The 16,144-nt window shown below is 43.2% G+C and carries 15 protein-coding genes and 1 other annotated feature; of the genes, 14 read left to right on the forward strand and 1 reads right to left on the reverse strand.

Features of this window, described 5'->3' with window-relative positions:
- Window positions 1-5: 5 nt before the first annotated feature.
- The 12 genes from G343_RS0107620 to rplT all read left to right on the forward strand — a co-directional run bounded on the left by G343_RS0107620 (window position 6) and on the right by rplT (window position 13,330).
- On the forward strand, window positions 6-1,580 hold the full coding sequence (locus G343_RS0107620; RefSeq protein WP_020007536.1) for an AbgT family transporter: 1,575 nt from the start codon (window positions 6-8) through the stop codon (window positions 1,578-1,580).
- Window positions 1,581-1,703: 123 nt separating this feature from the next.
- Window positions 1,704-4,304, forward strand: coding sequence for a DNA polymerase I (gene polA / locus G343_RS0107625; RefSeq protein WP_020007537.1), 2,601 nt, complete (start codon window positions 1,704-1,706; stop codon window positions 4,302-4,304).
- Window positions 4,305-4,312: 8 nt separating this feature from the next.
- Window positions 4,313-5,182, forward strand: coding sequence for a bifunctional DNA-formamidopyrimidine glycosylase/DNA-(apurinic or apyrimidinic site) lyase (gene mutM / locus G343_RS0107630; protein ID WP_020007538.1), 870 nt, complete (start codon window positions 4,313-4,315; stop codon window positions 5,180-5,182).
- A gap of 4 nt (window positions 5,183-5,186) precedes the next feature.
- Complete coding sequence (coaE, locus tag G343_RS0107635; RefSeq protein WP_020007539.1) at window positions 5,187-5,777, forward strand: dephospho-CoA kinase; 591 nt, start codon at window positions 5,187-5,189, stop codon at window positions 5,775-5,777.
- Between the two features lie 83 nt (window positions 5,778-5,860).
- Window positions 5,861-6,880 carry a glyceraldehyde-3-phosphate dehydrogenase gene (locus tag G343_RS0107640; RefSeq protein WP_020007540.1) on the forward strand — a complete coding sequence of 340 codons (1,020 nt, stop codon included), beginning with the start codon at window positions 5,861-5,863 and terminating at the stop codon, window positions 6,878-6,880.
- Between the two features lie 96 nt (window positions 6,881-6,976).
- Window positions 6,977-7,447: a transcriptional regulator NrdR gene (gene nrdR / locus G343_RS0107645; RefSeq protein ID WP_020007541.1), complete on the forward strand. Its 471-nt coding sequence runs from the start codon at window positions 6,977-6,979 to the stop codon at window positions 7,445-7,447.
- Window positions 7,437-8,792, forward strand: coding sequence for a replication initiation and membrane attachment family protein (locus G343_RS0107650; RefSeq protein WP_020007542.1), 1,356 nt, complete (start codon window positions 7,437-7,439; stop codon window positions 8,790-8,792). Before nrdR ends, G343_RS0107650 begins: the two co-directional genes overlap by 11 nt.
- Window positions 8,793-8,797: 5 nt before the next feature.
- Window positions 8,798-9,727 carry a primosomal protein DnaI gene (gene dnaI, locus G343_RS0107655; protein ID WP_026366313.1) on the forward strand — a complete coding sequence of 310 codons (930 nt, stop codon included), beginning with the start codon at window positions 8,798-8,800 and terminating at the stop codon, window positions 9,725-9,727.
- A 318-nt stretch (window positions 9,728-10,045) separates the two neighbouring features.
- A complete protein-coding gene (thrS, locus tag G343_RS0107660; RefSeq protein WP_020007544.1) occupies window positions 10,046-11,974 on the forward strand; it encodes a threonine--tRNA ligase in 1,929 nt (642 codons plus the stop codon).
- 49 nt (window positions 11,975-12,023) lie between these two features.
- Window positions 12,024-12,177: a sequence feature (ribosomal protein L20 leader region), on the forward strand.
- A gap of 16 nt (window positions 12,178-12,193) precedes the next feature.
- Entirely contained in the window at window positions 12,194-12,724 is a 531-nt protein-coding gene (gene infC, locus G343_RS0107665) for a translation initiation factor IF-3 (RefSeq protein ID WP_026366314.1), read from the forward strand.
- 21 nt (window positions 12,725-12,745) lie between these two features.
- Entirely contained in the window at window positions 12,746-12,946 is a 201-nt protein-coding gene (gene rpmI / locus G343_RS0107670; RefSeq protein WP_020007546.1) for a 50S ribosomal protein L35, read from the forward strand.
- 24 nt (window positions 12,947-12,970) lie between these two features.
- On the forward strand, window positions 12,971-13,330 hold the full coding sequence (rplT, locus tag G343_RS0107675) for a 50S ribosomal protein L20 (protein WP_020007547.1): 360 nt from the start codon (window positions 12,971-12,973) through the stop codon (window positions 13,328-13,330).
- A gap of 50 nt (window positions 13,331-13,380) precedes the next feature.
- Here the strand turns inward: rplT and G343_RS0107680 are convergent, their stop codons facing one another.
- Window positions 13,381-13,656, reverse strand: a complete 276-nt coding sequence (locus G343_RS0107680; protein ID WP_020007548.1) for a hypothetical protein — start codon at window positions 13,654-13,656, stop codon at window positions 13,381-13,383.
- Between the two features lie 146 nt (window positions 13,657-13,802).
- Between G343_RS0107680 and G343_RS0107685 the strand changes: the two genes are divergently transcribed.
- Together G343_RS0107685 and G343_RS0107690 are read left to right on the forward strand one after the other, a co-directional pair.
- Window positions 13,803-14,876 carry a M42 family metallopeptidase gene (locus tag G343_RS0107685; protein ID WP_020007549.1) on the forward strand — a complete coding sequence of 358 codons (1,074 nt, stop codon included), beginning with the start codon at window positions 13,803-13,805 and terminating at the stop codon, window positions 14,874-14,876.
- Entirely contained in the window at window positions 14,870-15,616 is a 747-nt protein-coding gene (locus tag G343_RS0107690; protein WP_020007550.1) for a TrmH family RNA methyltransferase, read from the forward strand. Before G343_RS0107685 ends, G343_RS0107690 begins: the two co-directional genes overlap by 7 nt.
- The last annotated feature ends 528 nt before the right edge of the window (window positions 15,617-16,144 follow it).

The raw sequence follows: 16,144 nt of genomic DNA on the forward strand, positions 1-16,144 counted from the left end.
TCGAAATGGAACAAGATAAAAAACAAAAGGGGCTGTTTCAGAAGTTTCTGGATTTTGTGGAATGGCTTGGCAATAAACTGCCGCATCCGGTCACACTGTTTGCGATTTTAGCAGGGCTGACTTTAGCAGCATCTGCCCTATTCTCATTATCCGGTGTATCTGTGGAACATCCTGGTGAAGATAATGAAACAGTTACAGTCACAAATCTTCTCAACTCTGACGGAATCAGTTACATATTTGAAAGTATGACAGATAACTTCATCAACTTTGCACCGCTTGGTGTTGTACTTGTTACTATGCTCGGTATCGGAGTAGCAGAAAGATCCGGATTGATCGGTGCTGCTCTTAAGGGGTTCGTACTGTCTATCCCCAAAAGTCTGATTACAGCCGGTCTCGTATTTGCAGGTATTATGTCTTCTGTCGCATCAGATGCCGGCTATGTCGTACTGCCGCCACTTGGGGCATTGCTCTATATGGCACTGGGCAGGCATCCGCTGGCCGGTCTGGCAGCGGCCTTTGCCGGAGTTTCTGCAGGGTTTTCAGCCAATCTGCTCTTAAGTGGAACCGATGCCATGCTTGCCGAATTGACAACAGAAGCAGCAGCTGTGCTCGATCCGGCATATGCGGATACGATAAATGTTGCTTTGAACTGGTACTTTATCGTCGTCAGTGTTTTCCTGCTGACTTTAGTCGGCTGGTTTGTATCAGATAAGATTGTTGAGCCGCGTCTTGGGTCATATAATCCAAGTGACGCGGATGAAGATGTCACAGCAGATGCCGAAGGTATCCAGAAACTTAAACCTATTGAGAAAAAAGGAATGATCTGGGCAGGTGTTTCAGTTGCAGTTGGCCTGATTCTGGCCGCCCTGCTGGTCGTACTGCCGAATTCCCCGATGCGCGGATCTGATGATTTGGGCAACTATATGGATACCATTATCCAATCGCCATTCATGGATTCGCTGGTACCTGTCATTGCGATACTGTTCTTTATACCCGGACTCGTCTACGGCATTGTGACGAGAAACATTAAAAATGATAAAGATGTCGCATCCCAAATGAGTGATACCATGGCTTCGATGGGAATGTTCATCGTTTTGGCATTTACGGCGGGTCAGTTTGTGGCATATTTTACAGAATCCAATCTCGGGATTGTCATCGGTGTTTATGGTGCAGAGCTGCTTGATACTTTGAACCTGACAGGCATACCGTTAATTATCGGGTTTATGCTTGTTACCGCAGTCATCAACCTTTTCATCGGCAGTGCGAGTGCAAAATGGGCAATGATGGCTCCGATCTTCGTACCGATATTGATGCAGCTCGGCTATTCTCCAGAAATGACTACGATGGCTTATCGTGTTGCGGATTCCAGTACTAACATCATTACACCGCTCATGACGTATTTCGCAATCATTATTGCATTTGCACAGAAATATGATAAAAATATTGGAATTGGAACGCTGATTTCAGTCATGCTTCCTTACTCCATCTGTTTCTTCATATTCTGGGCATTGATGCTGATTGTATGGACGCTTTTGGGTCTTCCGCTTGGACCGGATTCCCCAATCAATTATCCACAATAAAATTTAAAGACACAGCATCAGGCTGTGTCTTTTTCTATGATTAATGAATTGCTGAAATGTACTTGGCATTTATAGTAGAATATAATTGAGTGACCGGAATATTGAAGAAAGAGGGCGCATTCCATGAAAAAATTAATTCTGATAGACGGCAACAGTGTAGCGTTCAGGGCTTTCTACGGACTGCCGCTGCTGAGCAATCAGAGCGGCCTCCATACCAATGCTATTTTTGGCTATGCGAGACTGCTTGAGAAACTCATTGAAGATGAGGAACCGACTCATTTTCTTGTTGCTTTCGATGCAGGCAAATCGACTTTCAGGCATAAACAGTATGAAGCATATAAAGGGGGCAGGCAGAAGATGCCCCCTGAACTTGGGGAACAGCTTGCACCCATCCGCCGTCTGATCGATGCCTATGGCATCAAACGTTATGAAATTGAAGAATATGAAGCGGATGATATCATCGGGACGTTCAGCAGACTGGCGGATGCGAATGATTTTAAAACAATCATCATTACCGGGGACAGAGACCTTACACAGCTCGCCAGTGATAAAACGAAAATCTACTATACTAAAAAAGGCATTTCGGATATTGATGTCTATACGCCAGAATATGTGGATGAAATTTATGGTCTGAAACCACTCCAGATTATTGATTTGAAAGGACTGATGGGGGATGCTTCAGATAATATCCCCGGCGTGCCGGGAGTTGGTGAAAAGACTGCGTTGAAACTTCTAAAAGAACATGGGACTGTGGAAGATGTGGTCGGGAATATAGGCAGCATAAGTGGTAAAAAATTAAAGGATAATCTGGAAAATCATAAAGACGATGCAATGATGAGCAAACAGCTCGCCACAATTTACAGGGAAGTACCATTTGATTTTGGTCTCGGTGAATTGCAGTTTTCAAATGATAATGAAAAAGAAAAATATGAGCTGTTTAAAGAGCTGGAATTCGACTCGCTGCTTGAAGATATGGCAGCATCCGGAGCAGAAGATAAGAGTGAATTTAATGACATACGAGCTGACGGTTTTAATGAGTTGTCTGAAGCTGTCACCATGCATCTGGAAGTCAGGGCAGAAAATTATCTTTTTAATCCGCCCGAATATTTTGCTGTCACAGACGGTGAAAAGACTTATGTGGAATCAACAGAAAATATTGACACTAAGGAACTGGAAACATTTATAAACTCAAGAAAGCGTATCAATGTCTATGATATTAAAAGACATATCGGCCTGCTCAGACAAATGGATATAGAATTCAAAGGGTTTAATACAGACATGATGCTTGCCAGTTTCCTGCTCAACCCGTCAAGAAAAGTTCTGGATGTGGCTGAAACGGTCGGACAGTTTGGCATTTCGATTGACAGTGATGATTTTCACTACGGCAAAGGCAAGAATGCAAAGGTGCCTGCACATGAAGAAAGAGTTGAATTCCTGGCAGACAAAGTGATGGCTGTCCATCTCATCAAGGATAGAATGGAGGCATCACTCACTGAAGACGAAATGTATGATCTGTGGATGGATCTTGAAATTCCATTGACGAAGATCCTTGCGGAGATGGAAATCAGGGGGATAACGGTCAAACCTGAAAGTTTGAAAGAAATGGAAATTGAGATACAGGACAGGGTTGACGCAATGGAATCGCGCATTCATGAATTAGCCGGAGAATCGTTTAATGTCAATTCACCGAAGCAATTGGGTCATATTCTGTTTGAAAAATTGGAACTGCCGGTTATCAAAAAGACAAAAACGGGTTATTCTACAGCAGTAGATGTTCTTGAAAAATTGCACGATAAACATGAGATTATTCAATATCTGCTGGATTACAGGACCCTTTCAAAACTTCAGTCGACATATGTCATCGGTCTGCAGGAGGAAATAAAGAAAGATTCCAGGATACACACAAGATTCAATCAAACGCTTGCACAGACGGGGAGATTGTCGAGTGTGGAACCGAACCTCCAGAACATACCGATACGGATCGAAGAAGGACGCAGAATACGCAAAGCATTCGTTCCGAAAGATGATGCGCATGTCCTTCTTGCTCTTGATTATTCCCAGATTGAGCTGCGTGTGCTTGCCCACATCACTCAGGATGAAACGATGATAGAATCATTCACATCCAACACCGATATTCATACAAAAACAGCTATGGAAGTTTTCGGAGTGAACAAAAATGATGTGACTGCCGAGATGAGAAGGAATGCGAAAGCTGTAAACTTTGGTATCGTTTATGGAATCAGTGACTATGGTTTAAGTCAGAACCTTGGCATCACAAGGAAAGAAGCTAAAACGTTCATCGATAATTATTTGACTTCATTCGCTGAAGTTCAGAGTTTCATGAAGACGATTGTCCAGGATGCCAAAAGGGATGGATATGTTAAGACGATGATGAACCGGAGACGCTATATCCCGGATATACACAGCAGAAACTTCAATGCAAGAAGCTTTGCTGAACGGACGGCGATGAATTCCCCTATACAAGGCAGTGCTGCTGATATCATTAAACTGGCTATGGTCAATTATGATAAATCTACTGAAGCCGGGAAATTTGATGCGGAGCTGCTGCTTCAGATTCATGACGAACTGATTTTTGACATTCCAAAAAGTCAGGTGGAGAATTTCATCCCGGTTATAAAATCAATAATGGAAGAGGCCATTGAACTCTCAGTACCATTGGAAGTTGAATATGGGTACGGGAATAACTGGTACGAAGTGAAGTAGGTGATGAAATGCCTGAATTACCAGAAGTTGAACTCGTGAAACGCGAGCTTGCTCCAAGAGTACAAGGCAGAACAATCGAAGGCACAGACCTGTCGGAGTTCGTTAACAATGGACATCGAACAGGCAGAAAAACAATTATAAAACAAGATATTGAAACATTTAAAGAATGGGTTACCGGTGCTTCAATCATAAAGGTCGGCAGGCGCGGGAAGTATATCTATTTCGTCCTGGAGAAAAATAATGACATCTTTCATCTGGTGGCTCACCTGGGGATGTCAGGAGCGATTTTTGCTGTGGACAACATGGATGACATAGATAATGTGAACTTTAGGAAACACTGGCAGGTGGTTTTCCATTTGGATGATTCGACTTTAATGGCGTATTGTGATATCAGACGCTTCGGGGAAATGAGTCTGGCTGGCAGACTGAATGATTTTCTTCCATTCTCACGCATGGCGCCTGAATATACAGATGAAGGAAGCGCTGCTTATTTTTTGGATAGAGTCAAGGATCAAAAAAATTCTAATAAGATGATCAAAGCAGTGATTATGGATAGCACGGTAATACCAGGTGTAGGGAACATATACGCTTCTGAAGCCCTTTATGCAGCAGGGATTCTGCCAACCAGAAAGTGCGCCAATATCTCGGCAAAGAGACTTGCTGGACTGCATCAGGAAATCATCAATGTATTTGAGCTTTCATTATCCAAAGGCGGATCAACGATTTCAGATTACAGGGGCGTTTCCGGTCAGAGCGGTAATATGCAGAACGGATTTAGTATTTATCAAAAGAAAAAGTGCGGACAATGCGGCAGTGAAGTGAGGACGAAAGTTATAGCGACGAGGAATACATTTTATTGCACAACATGCCAGAGGTGAAAATATGTACAGCATCATTGGATTGACAGGCGGTATAGCAAGCGGGAAATCTACAGCATCAGCATATATCAGGGAGAAAGGTTATCCGGTACTTGACGCCGACCACTTTTCCAGAAAAGCAACAGCTAAAGGCGGCCCATCTTTTGATGGCATCATAAAGGCCTTTGGGAAGGACATACTCGACGAAGACGGGGAAATCGACCGTAAAAAGCTGGGATCCATTATTTTTAATGACAAAGAAAAGAGACAGGAACTGAATGATCTGGTGCATCCGAAAATCAGGCGGATGATGAATGAGGAACGGGACAGGCTGATTGAAAAAGGTCATGTTTTTCTGGATATCCCCCTGTTGTTTGAGAATGGCCTTGATAGTCAGTGCGATATTACACTGACAGTATATGCAGATAAGGTCATTCAGAAAAAACGGTTGATTGAACGCAATGAATTGACGGAGTCTGACGCTGAATCCCGAATCAGCAGTCAGATGCCTTTATCTAAAAAAAGGGATTTAAGCGATGTAACCCTTGATAATAATGGTTCCAGGGAGGAATTATACAACCAGATCGATGCGTTTTTAAGCAGACTTGAAAAGTGACATATTTAACAAAATATACTTTAATCTCATAATAATTGTGTTATACTAATTAAAAATAAGTATAGCATAAAGGGGCGATTGTCATGAATAAAGTTGCGATTAACGGTTTAGGCAGAATTGGCAGAATGGTGTTCCGTATAGCTGTGGAGTCGGAAGAATTGGAACTTGCAGCAATCAATGCGAGTTACCCCGCAGAAACCCTTGCTCACCTCCTAAACTATGACACAACTCATGGAACATGGAAGAAACGTGTGGAGCCGGAAGGTGATAAACTGGTGATCGACGGCAGGGAAATTCTCATTACCAATGAAAGGGATCCGGAAAAACTTCCATGGAAAGAACTCGGCATTGACCTTGTGCTTGAAGCTACTGGTGTTTTCAATCATGGTGATAAAGCACAGGGGCATGTCAAAGCGGGTGCCAAAAAAGTGCTGCTCACAGCCCCGCCCAAAGGTGGAGATGTTCAAACGATTGTACTCGGTGTCAACGATCAGGAAATTGATATCGAGAGGTATGATGTCTTTTCCAATGCCTCATGTACAACAAACTGTCTGGCCCCGGTAGCCAAAGTGCTCCATGACGAGTTTGGTATCGAAAATGGTCTGATGACAACTGTCCATGCTTATACTAATGATCAGAAGAACATTGATAATCCGCATAAGGATCTCAGAAGAGCAAGATCGAGTGCGGAAAATATCATTCCCACATCTACAGGCGCTGCAAAAGCACTGGGGGAAGTAATTCCGGAATTACAGGGTAAATTACACGGCCTGGCCTTACGTGTACCTGTTTCCAATGTTTCCCTCGTAGATCTTGTGGTTGATCTTGAAAAGGATGTGACGAAAGAAGAAGTGAATGCGACTTTTGAAAAGTATGCTGAGGGCGGTTTGAAAGGCATTCTGGGTGTTACAGGGGATCCGCTTGTATCCAGTGATTTCAATACAGACAGCAGAAGTTCCATCATTGACAGTTCACTGACAATGGTCATGGACGATAATAAAGTCAAAGTGCTTGCCTGGTACGACAATGAATGGGGTTACTCTGCCAGAGTTGTAGACCTGGCTAAGACGCTGCTTTCAAAAACACTGGTGAGCAGTACATGATAAATTCATGCCAAGGAAGAAACTTCGGTTTCTTCTTTTTTTGTCCATGTTGTACTATAATGAAGTATCAGTATCCCGTAAGAATGAGGTGATTTGATGAAATGTCCGACATGTCAGCATCCCAGTTCCAAAGTGATTGACTCAAGGCATACTGAGGAGTATGAAGCCATCAGAAGACGCAGAGAATGTGAGAATTGCGGATTCAGGTTTACTACATTTGAAAGAATGGAGCTTTCGCCGCTTGTTGTAGTAAAAAAAGACGGGACAAGAGAAGCCTTCAGCAGGGATAAAATAATGGACGGCCTTTTAAGAGCATGTGAAAAAAGACCCATCCCATATGACGAATTGGAGAAAAGAGCTGCTAATGTGGAAGCTTCTCTGAGAAATTTAAACAAACCGGAAGTTTCTTCGAATGAAATCGGGGAATGTGTCATGAACGAATTGATGACACTTGATCAGGTGGCATATGTCAGGTTTGCCTCGGTCTATAAAGAATTCAAGGATATCGATCAGCTCATGGATACTTTGAAGCACTTGACCAAAGGCAGTGATGAAGATGAACTTTAATGAAAGGCTAAAACCAAATACCGAATTTATCATATATAAGCCGTTTAAAATGAGTCAGACGCATCTGGATGTTCTAAATGAGTTGTATCTGCCATTAATCCAGGCGGAGGCCTCGATGATATATATTTATTTCAATGAGTCCTCCACTCATTATGAGCCGCTTGCTGTAAGATTTCACAGGGAAATTATGGATGAATTCGGAAAACCGCTGTCCGACTTTTCAACAGAGCTTGAAAAACTGGAAGCAGTAGGATTGATCCGGTCGTATGTATCCAATGAAGCGCATGATGATCTATTCGTCTATGAAATTCTGCTGCCTCTGACTGCAGAATCATTTTTCAAGGATCCGATGATGAGTCTGTACCTTTACAACCAAATCGGACCGGATGCATTCAGAAAAAAGAAAGAAAAGCTGGTTTACCCCAAAATGCCGGGGAACGTTGCGGAAGTGACCCGAAAGTTTACAGAAGTTTTCACAACCGGTAGTACAGGAGGGTTTACGCTGCCGCAGGAAACGTTTCAAAAAGAAAGCTACTCGAGCGGCCCAAATATGGATCTGGATGATTTTGACTTTGATGTACTCTTTACCCATCTGAAAGGAACTAAAATTGACAAAGCTTTTTTTAATAAGGAAATACGCATGCTGATCGTGAAGTTGAGTGCGCTGTTCGATCTGAATGCCTATGATATTAAGCAGATATTATTATCCTCCACAACCCAGTATGCCGGTATAGATAAAGAGCAGCTGAAATATGAAGCGAGAAGATATTATCAGAATGAGAATAACAACAAACTGCCGAAGCTGAATAATGATGTTTCATCGGAAGACAAAGGAAGCCCGTCGGATTCCTATATCAAAAATCTGGAGAACATTTCCCCGCTCGACCGGTTGAATGACATCAGAAATTTTAATCCGAGTGATGGAGATTTAAAACTGGTCACGGATCTGATAGCGGTCACTTCATTGCCAAACGGTGTTCTCAATATATTGCTGGAATATGTGTATCAGCAAAAGCAGGGAGACCTCAATTACCCCTATACCATGAAGATTGCCAAGGATTGGGAATCCAAAGGGATAAGGTCTGCACTTGATGCTTATCAGTCGATCATGGATTATCGAAATCAAAGGAAAAAGGAAAATCAGCAGGCGAATTCCAAGCATAACTTTAAAGAACGTCAGGGCGAACGCCAGCCGTCCTGGATGAAGGAACATAAATCCAGACAGGGTGACAAAGAGAAAAAAACCGGGGAGGAAGATTCTAAGAAACAGTCAGGAAGCAATCAAAAAACTGCCAAGGATGACCCGGAAATACAAAAAATGATACAGGAATTCAGAAAAGGGTGAGCGAAGTGGAACCCATTAATCAGTTTTTAAAAAACTCAAAGAAAATCCGGGAAAATAATGATAAGCTCTATGAGGAGTTGATTTCTCATCCGCGGATTATTGAACTCATAGAAAACAGTGAACAGGAAATCACCCGCACGATGATAAAGAATGATCTGCTGCAGTTGAAAAGATATACAGAACAGTCACTGGCATGTGAAAAATGCGGATCGCTGGAGAACTGCATCAATCACCCGCAGGGCTATGTCCCATCCATCGATGTACGCGACGGCAGAATTCATATTATATATTCGGCCTGTCCAAATAAAATCAAAGACGATGCTTTCCGGGAAAGAGAGCGGATGATAGAGTCCTATCATGTGCCAAAAGATGTCAAGGATGCAACATTTGACACCGTCTTTCTGGATCCAGAGACGAACAGGCAGGATATCATTAAGAAGGCAATCGCTGCGTCGAAAGCAATCAGTGAAGGCAGGGGGACTAAAGGAATGTATATCCACGGCAGTTTTGGTATCGGTAAATCTTACCTGCTGGGCTGTATTGCAAATGAATTAAAAGAAAAATCTGTGTCGTCGATGATCGTATATGTACCTGAAATTATTCGTGATTTGAAAGCCGGCTTTAAGGACGGGACGACAGATGAAAAATTCAATACGATAAAGAATGCCCAGGTGCTGATGCTTGATGATCTCGGCGCGGAAGATGTTACGCCCTGGGTCCGGGATGAAGTGGTTACAGGGCTTTTGCATTACAGGATGGTGGAAGGTCTGCCGACGTTTGCCTCTTCGAACTATTCCATGAATGAACTTTCATACCGTTACAGCAGAACTAAAGAAAATGGTGTGGAAGAAACAAAAGCGATGCGGATGATCGAACGTTTGAGAACATTATGTGAAGAAGTGCAGCTTGAGGGTAAAAATTACCGTGATCACTGACGCTTGAAATTTCGTTAGTGCTCGATTATAATAGATGTATAATTTCATTAATTTAAATCCAAGGACAAGACCGTTTTGTGTCTCTTTTCAGAGAATGCATGATTTGCTGAGACATGTATATAAGACCGTTATGGTTACTCCCTTGATATCTGCTGATTAATACTCATGCCGGTCCAGACCGTTATATCTGGCTGAAGGCGGGAGTTTTCCGTAAAAATCAGGGTGGTACCGCGGTTAAAATCGCCCCTCTATAATAGAGGGGCGATTTTTTGATTTATCATTGAATTTTCAAATTTTAATGTGAGAGGAAGAATGTTTATGAGCGAGATAAATATCAGTTTCCCTGACGGTAATGTCAAGGCGTTTGAGCCGGGTATCACCGCAGAAGAGATTGCCCATTCAATCAGTCCCGGACTTAAAAAGGCCTCTCTGGCAGCGAAAGTTGACGGTCGGATGTATGACCTCAGACGCCCTATAGAGAGCGACAGTGCTGTTGAACTGATCACCGATAAAAGTGATGAGGGGCTTGAAGTGCTGCGTCATTCGACTGCCCATTTGATGGCCCAGGCACTAAAACGATTGTACGGTGATATTAAGTTTGGCGTGGGACCGGTGGTCGAGGAAGGTTTCTACTATGATTTTGATATGGATGAAAGGATATCTTCCGAAGACTTCGGGAAAATCGAAAAAGAGATGAACAAAATTGTCGATGAAAATATAGAAATCACCAGGAAAGAACTCACTAGGGAACAGGCAAAAACATTTTTCAGTGACGATCCGTACAAACTGGAATTGATCGAAGCCATTCCTGAAGGAGAACCGGTGACTGTTTATTCCCAGGGAGAGTTCACTGACCTGTGCCGTGGGGTACATGTGCCGTCCACATCAAAGATCAGATCTTTCAAACTTCTCAGCACCGCCGGTGCTTACTGGCGCGGAGATTCAGATAACAAGATGCTGCAGCGCATATACGGGACAGCTTTTTTTGATAAAAAGAACCTGAAAGCCTACTTGAATATTTTGGAGGAACGTAAAGAGCGTGACCATCGCAGAATCGGCAAAGATATGAAACTCTTTCAGAACAATCAGCTGGTTGGTGCCGGCCTGCCACTGTGGCTGCCAAACGGTGCAACCATCAGACGTGAGATAGAACGTTATATAGTGGATAAGGAAGTTTCGCTGGGATATGACCATGTTTATACTCCGGTAATGGCAAGCAGTGAGCTTTATAAAACAAGCGGGCACTGGGGTCATTATCAGGACGATATGTTTCCGGTCATGGACATAAACGGGGAAGAACTTGTTTTGCGGCCCATGAATTGTCCGCATCATATGATGGTATATAAATCTGAAAGTCACTCATACAGGGAGCTGCCAATCAGGATTGCAGAACTCGGTACGATGCACCGCTATGAGGCAAGCGGTGCGGTAAGCGGACTGCAGCGTGTACGGGGCATGACATTGAATGATGCACATGTTTTCGTGCGCCCCGATCAGATTAAAGAAGAATTCCAGCGTGTCATCCAGCTGATCGTTGATGTATATAATGATTTCGGTTTTGACAATTATTCGTTCAGGATGAGCTACAGGGATCCGGACGATAAGGAGAAATATTTTGATGATGATGAAATGTGGATCAAAGCAGAGTCTCTGAGTAAAGAGGCGATAGATGAAATGGGGCTCAAGTATACTGAAGCTAAAGGTGAGGCGGCATTCTATGGTCCCAAGCTTGATGTTCAGGTACAGACAGCACTTGGAAAAGAAGAGACATTATCCACTGTTCAGCTTGATTTCCTGATGCCTGAAAGATTTGATCTGACGTATGTCGGCAAAGATGGGGAGCTGCATCGTCCTGTTGTCATCCACCGCGGTGTCGTATCAACGATGGAACGTTTTGTGGCGTTTCTCACAGAAGAATATAAAGGTGCATTTCCGCTTTGGCTGGCACCTCAGCAGGCAGAGATCATACCGGTCAATCCCGATCTGCATTATGATTACGCCCGGACGGTTAAAGATGAGCTTAAGAGCCACGGTCTCCGCGTAAACATCGATGACAGGAATGAAAAGATGGGTTATAAAATCCGTGAAGCCCAAGTGAGAAAAGTTCCTTACCAAATCGTCATCGGTGACAAAGAAATAGAGGAATCGGAAGTCAATGTCAGAAAATATGGTGAGCAGGAACAGAATTCATATGATAAGGATGACTTTATATGGCAGCTCGTGGACGAAGTCAGACTGAAGAAATAAACGTTGACAGGAAAGAATGAATAATGTATCATACTAAGAGTTGATAAGAACGGACAAGAAGAAGCACCCGCTTCTCACCCGCAAGCACTAATAAGTAGCGAACGGGTTTGAAAAGTAAAGACAGAATGCAGGTCTTTTACGATTTGCAGTGTGTCTTTATGTCGGACGGCGGGCGCATATTGTGCCCGCCTTTTTTGTTCGTCTTCAAACTTTATGGAGGTGTCAAAGATAGCAAAAAACCAAACGTTTATCAATGATAGAATCCGCGCTAAAGAAGTTCGTCTGATTGATCAGGATGGCTCACAGGTCGGTATCAAGTCAAAACAGGAAGCCCAGGAAATGGCGGATCGGGTAGAACAGGACCTCGTTCTTGTCGCACCGAACGCCAAGCCGCCGGTTGCCCGTATCATGGACTATGGCAAATATAAATACGAGCAGCAGCGCAAGGAAAGGGAAGCGCGTAAGAAGCAAAAGGTGATTAATACCAAGGAAATCAGACTTTCCCCGACGATTGAAGAGCATGATTTTAACACCAAGCTTAAAAACGCGAAGAAATTCCTGGCTAAGGAAGACAAGGTGAAAGTTTCCATCCGTTTTCGGGGGCGTGCCATCACCCATAAGGATATCGGACGCAAAGTGCTTGAAAGATTTGCGGATGAACTGTCAGAAGTTGCGGCTATCGAACAGAGACCAAAGATGGAAGGCCGTTCCATGTTCTTGGTTGTATCACCGATTTCTGAAAAAAAATAACAAACCGGAGGTTATGATCTCATGCCAAAAATGAAAACACACAGAGGTTATGCAAAGCGTATAAAACGTACAGGAACCGGGAAATTCAAACGCAGTCATGCGTTTACATCTCACCTGTTTGCAAATAAGTCGACGAAACAGAAGCGTCAATTGAGAAAAGCAACGCTTGTTTCCAAAAGTGATCATAAACGTGTTAAGCAGCTGCTTTCATACGTCAAATAATCGATTGAATGAGGAGGATATACAATGGCTCGTGTTAAAAATGGACTAACGTCCCGCAGAAGACGCAAAAAAGTATTAAAACAGGCAAAAGGATATTTCGGTGCGAAAAGCACACTGTATAGAACAGCCAAACAGCAGGTGTTGAAATCCGGACAGTACGCCTACCGTGACCGTCGTCAGATGAAACGTGACTTCCGCAAGCTGTGGATTACACGTATCAATGCTGCGGCACGTCAAAATGGTATCAGCTACAGCCGCTTGATGAACGGCCTGAAAACTGCAGGCATTGATATCAACAGAAAAATGCTGTCTGAAATTGCTGTTTCCGATGAAAAAGCTTTTGCAGAACTGGCATCCCAGGCTAAAAATGCTTTGGGAAAATAAGATAATATATATGGAAATCGCCTGATCCAAATGGATCAGGCGATTTTACTCTATATCCGATTATACAAACTGCCAAGCAGTGCTTCAGAGTATTCGAAATAACATTCTTTTTGATTTTTTGGTGCTTCATCGTCCTCATTAGGTGAAACAATATCAAGTCTGATCAGTTGTTCACCCTGATCAAAAAATGGGAGCGTCTGATCGGCATATTCATCGGTCAGCGTATTATACAGTTCTTCAGCAGTGGATTCCTCCTCAAAGGTATTGCTTTTTACAACAAACTGTTCACCGGATTCTTCAACTTTGGATAATTCTATATTTATCATGGGCCTTCCTCCTTGAATAACTTTATACTATATGAAAATAATATCAGTAAAGTACAAAACTTTGTAGCAATATGTATTGTATTACGAAAATTGAAATATCATGTGATAGAATGGAAGTAATATGAACGAAGGATAGGAGATTGATTATGGACAAGCAGTTAACAATGATGAAAAGCCTGACGGACGCAAATGGTATTTCCGGATTCGAATATGATGTTAAAAAAATCATGGAGGGATACCTTGAACCTGTCAGTGATGAACTGGTGAGCGATAATCTGGGCGGTTTATTCGGTATGAGAAAGGCCAGGGAGGGTTCACGCACCCTTTTAATCGGCGGGCATCTTGATGAGATAGGATTCATGGTCACCCAAATTGATGATAACGGATTTCTTAAATTCACTCCAGTCGGCGGCTGGTGGAATCAAGTAATGCTTTCTCAGCGCATGAATATCACCACGGATAAAGGTGTATTAACCGGTGTCATTGGTTCAAAACCGCCGCATGTACTGTCAGCTGAAGCGCGAAAAAAACCGGTTGAAATCAAAGATATGTTTATAGATATCGGTGTTGCTTCAAAAGAGGAAGCGGTTGAAGCAGGCGTCAAGCCCGGAGATCAAGTCACGCCGCATTGTGATTTTACTGAGATGACGAATAAGAATTACCTGATGGCCAAAGCATGGGATAACAGATTCGGCTGTGCGCTTGCCATCGAAGTCCTGCAAAATATTAAAGAGGAAGATGTGAACATCAACCTTGCGAGTGGTGCAACTGTCCAGGAGGAAGTTGGATTGAGGGGGGCGAAAGTTGCCGCCAATAAAATTAAACCGGATCTCGCCATTGCTGTTGATGTAGGTATATCGTGGGACACCCCGGGGATGAGTGAGAAAGACGGTGTCGGAAAGATGGGCGACGGGCCGCTGGTTCTGCTGCTTGACGGTTCCAACATCGGGCATGTCGGATTTCGCCGCCATATCGAAAAAGTAGCAGAAGAGAAGGATATACCGATCCAGTGGTCTGCGATCACAGGAGGAGGCACTGACTCCGGTGCATTCCACGTGTCCAACGAAGGTGTGCCATCAGTTTCTATCGGGGTGCCTTTAAGATACATGCACTCCAATATTTCTGTGCTCAACAGGGAAGATTATAACAACGCGGTTAATTTAGTCACTGAAATTGTAAGATCTCTGGATGATAGTAAGGTGGAAGAAATTATTTGGTAAAAGAGGAAATCATCACATCAAAGGATAATGGACGTATTAAAGAGTTAAGGAAACTGCAGACGAAAAAGCATCGAAAAAAGGCGGATCAGTTTCTGATAGAAGGTGAGCATCTGGTCACAGAGGCGATTCTTCATAATCAGAAAATCCATAACGTAGTGCTTTTGGAAGATTATGATTACAGTCATCTTGATTTGTCAGACATAGATCTGATACTTGTGAATGAAGAAGTAATGAATTCATTGTCGACACTGGAAACACCGCCGGGTATTGTGGCGGCAATCAGTTATAGTGCGCCTTCCAAAAGTTCAAACAGGGTACTGTTGCTTGATTTTATACAGGATCCCGGGAACCTTGGCACGTTGATACGTACTGCAGACGCGTTCGGTTTTTCCAAGGTGATCTTATCGCCCGACACAGTAGATGCCTATAGCGGTAAAGTCTTAAGGAGCGCCCAGGGCAGTACTTTCCACATTGAGATGGATGTGATGGATACAGCCGAGGCAATTGAATCTTTTGATGGCATGGTGCTTGGCACCTCGCTCAAAGAGGCGGTGCCGTTTGAGAATATTGCGGTTAATGATACACCGCTGATGCTGGTCCTCGGCAACGAGGGCAGAGGACTCGAAGAAGAATTGCTCGATAAGGCAGATCAACGCGTGAAAATTGAAATGCCCGGAGACAGTGAAAGTTTGAATGTGGCCATTTCCGGGGGGATCTTAATGCATTATTTCAAAGCTTGATTTTTATAAATTTTGATTTATAATTACTTTATAGATTGAATACATTGCTTCAGCTTGAAGCCAGACATAAATGGTCCGTAATTCTGTTCAGGGAGTGCCTTACACAGACTGTAATGAGGCATACAGATGGGGCTGTGGTTCACCTGACTGATGAGGCAAGGGGGATAATCCCTTATCTTTTAAAGTGTCTGTATGATTCTTCATGCAGAAATACAGGTGGTACCGCGGAAACTCCGTCCTAATCAATAGGACGGAGTTTTTTAAGTATGACGGGCATGTCATATATCTGGGGTGAAAGTCCTCTTAGCGCGTAGTTATCGACGAAGCTAGCTAGCGACTCGCAAGCTTCACATCGTGAGATGTGGGGGAGAGGAAGCGATAGCGAAATCGTGGCCTGACGAATAGGAACAGGATAATGAGGCATTGTAGGAGGGTGAGTTGACTTAAGACAACAAAGTCCCTAAAGATAACCGTAACCCTATGGTGTAAATCCTGCAGGTAAACGAAGAAAGATATATGACTTATCCC

The sequence above is a fragment of the Salinicoccus albus DSM 19776 genome, from assembly GCF_000385175.1.
In the GTDB taxonomy this organism is placed as follows: domain Bacteria; phylum Bacillota; class Bacilli; order Staphylococcales; family Salinicoccaceae; genus Salinicoccus; species Salinicoccus albus.

Coding starts and splice junctions, on each gene's coding strand:
- coaE (WP_020007539.1), top strand. CDS start 5,187: ATGTACAGCATCATTGGATTGACAGGCGGTATAGCAAGCGGGAAATCT.
- G343_RS0107685 (WP_020007549.1), top strand. CDS start 13,803: ATGGACAAGCAGTTAACAATGATGAAAAGCCTGACGGACGCAAATGGT.
- mutM (WP_020007538.1), top strand. CDS start 4,313: ATGCCTGAATTACCAGAAGTTGAACTCGTGAAACGCGAGCTTGCTCCA.
- rpmI (WP_020007546.1), top strand. CDS start 12,746: ATGCCAAAAATGAAAACACACAGAGGTTATGCAAAGCGTATAAAACGT.
- rplT (WP_020007547.1), top strand. CDS start 12,971: ATGGCTCGTGTTAAAAATGGACTAACGTCCCGCAGAAGACGCAAAAAA.
- nrdR (WP_020007541.1), top strand. CDS start 6,977: ATGAAATGTCCGACATGTCAGCATCCCAGTTCCAAAGTGATTGACTCA.
- G343_RS0107680 (WP_020007548.1), bottom strand. CDS start 13,656: ATGATAAATATAGAATTATCCAAAGTTGAAGAATCCGGTGAACAGTTT.
- polA (WP_020007537.1), top strand. CDS start 1,704: ATGAAAAAATTAATTCTGATAGACGGCAACAGTGTAGCGTTCAGGGCT.
- thrS (WP_020007544.1), top strand. CDS start 10,046: ATGAGCGAGATAAATATCAGTTTCCCTGACGGTAATGTCAAGGCGTTT.
- G343_RS0107640 (WP_020007540.1), top strand. CDS start 5,861: ATGAATAAAGTTGCGATTAACGGTTTAGGCAGAATTGGCAGAATGGTG.
- G343_RS0107650 (WP_020007542.1), top strand. CDS start 7,437: ATGAACTTTAATGAAAGGCTAAAACCAAATACCGAATTTATCATATAT.
- G343_RS0107620 (WP_020007536.1), top strand. CDS start 6: ATGGAACAAGATAAAAAACAAAAGGGGCTGTTTCAGAAGTTTCTGGAT.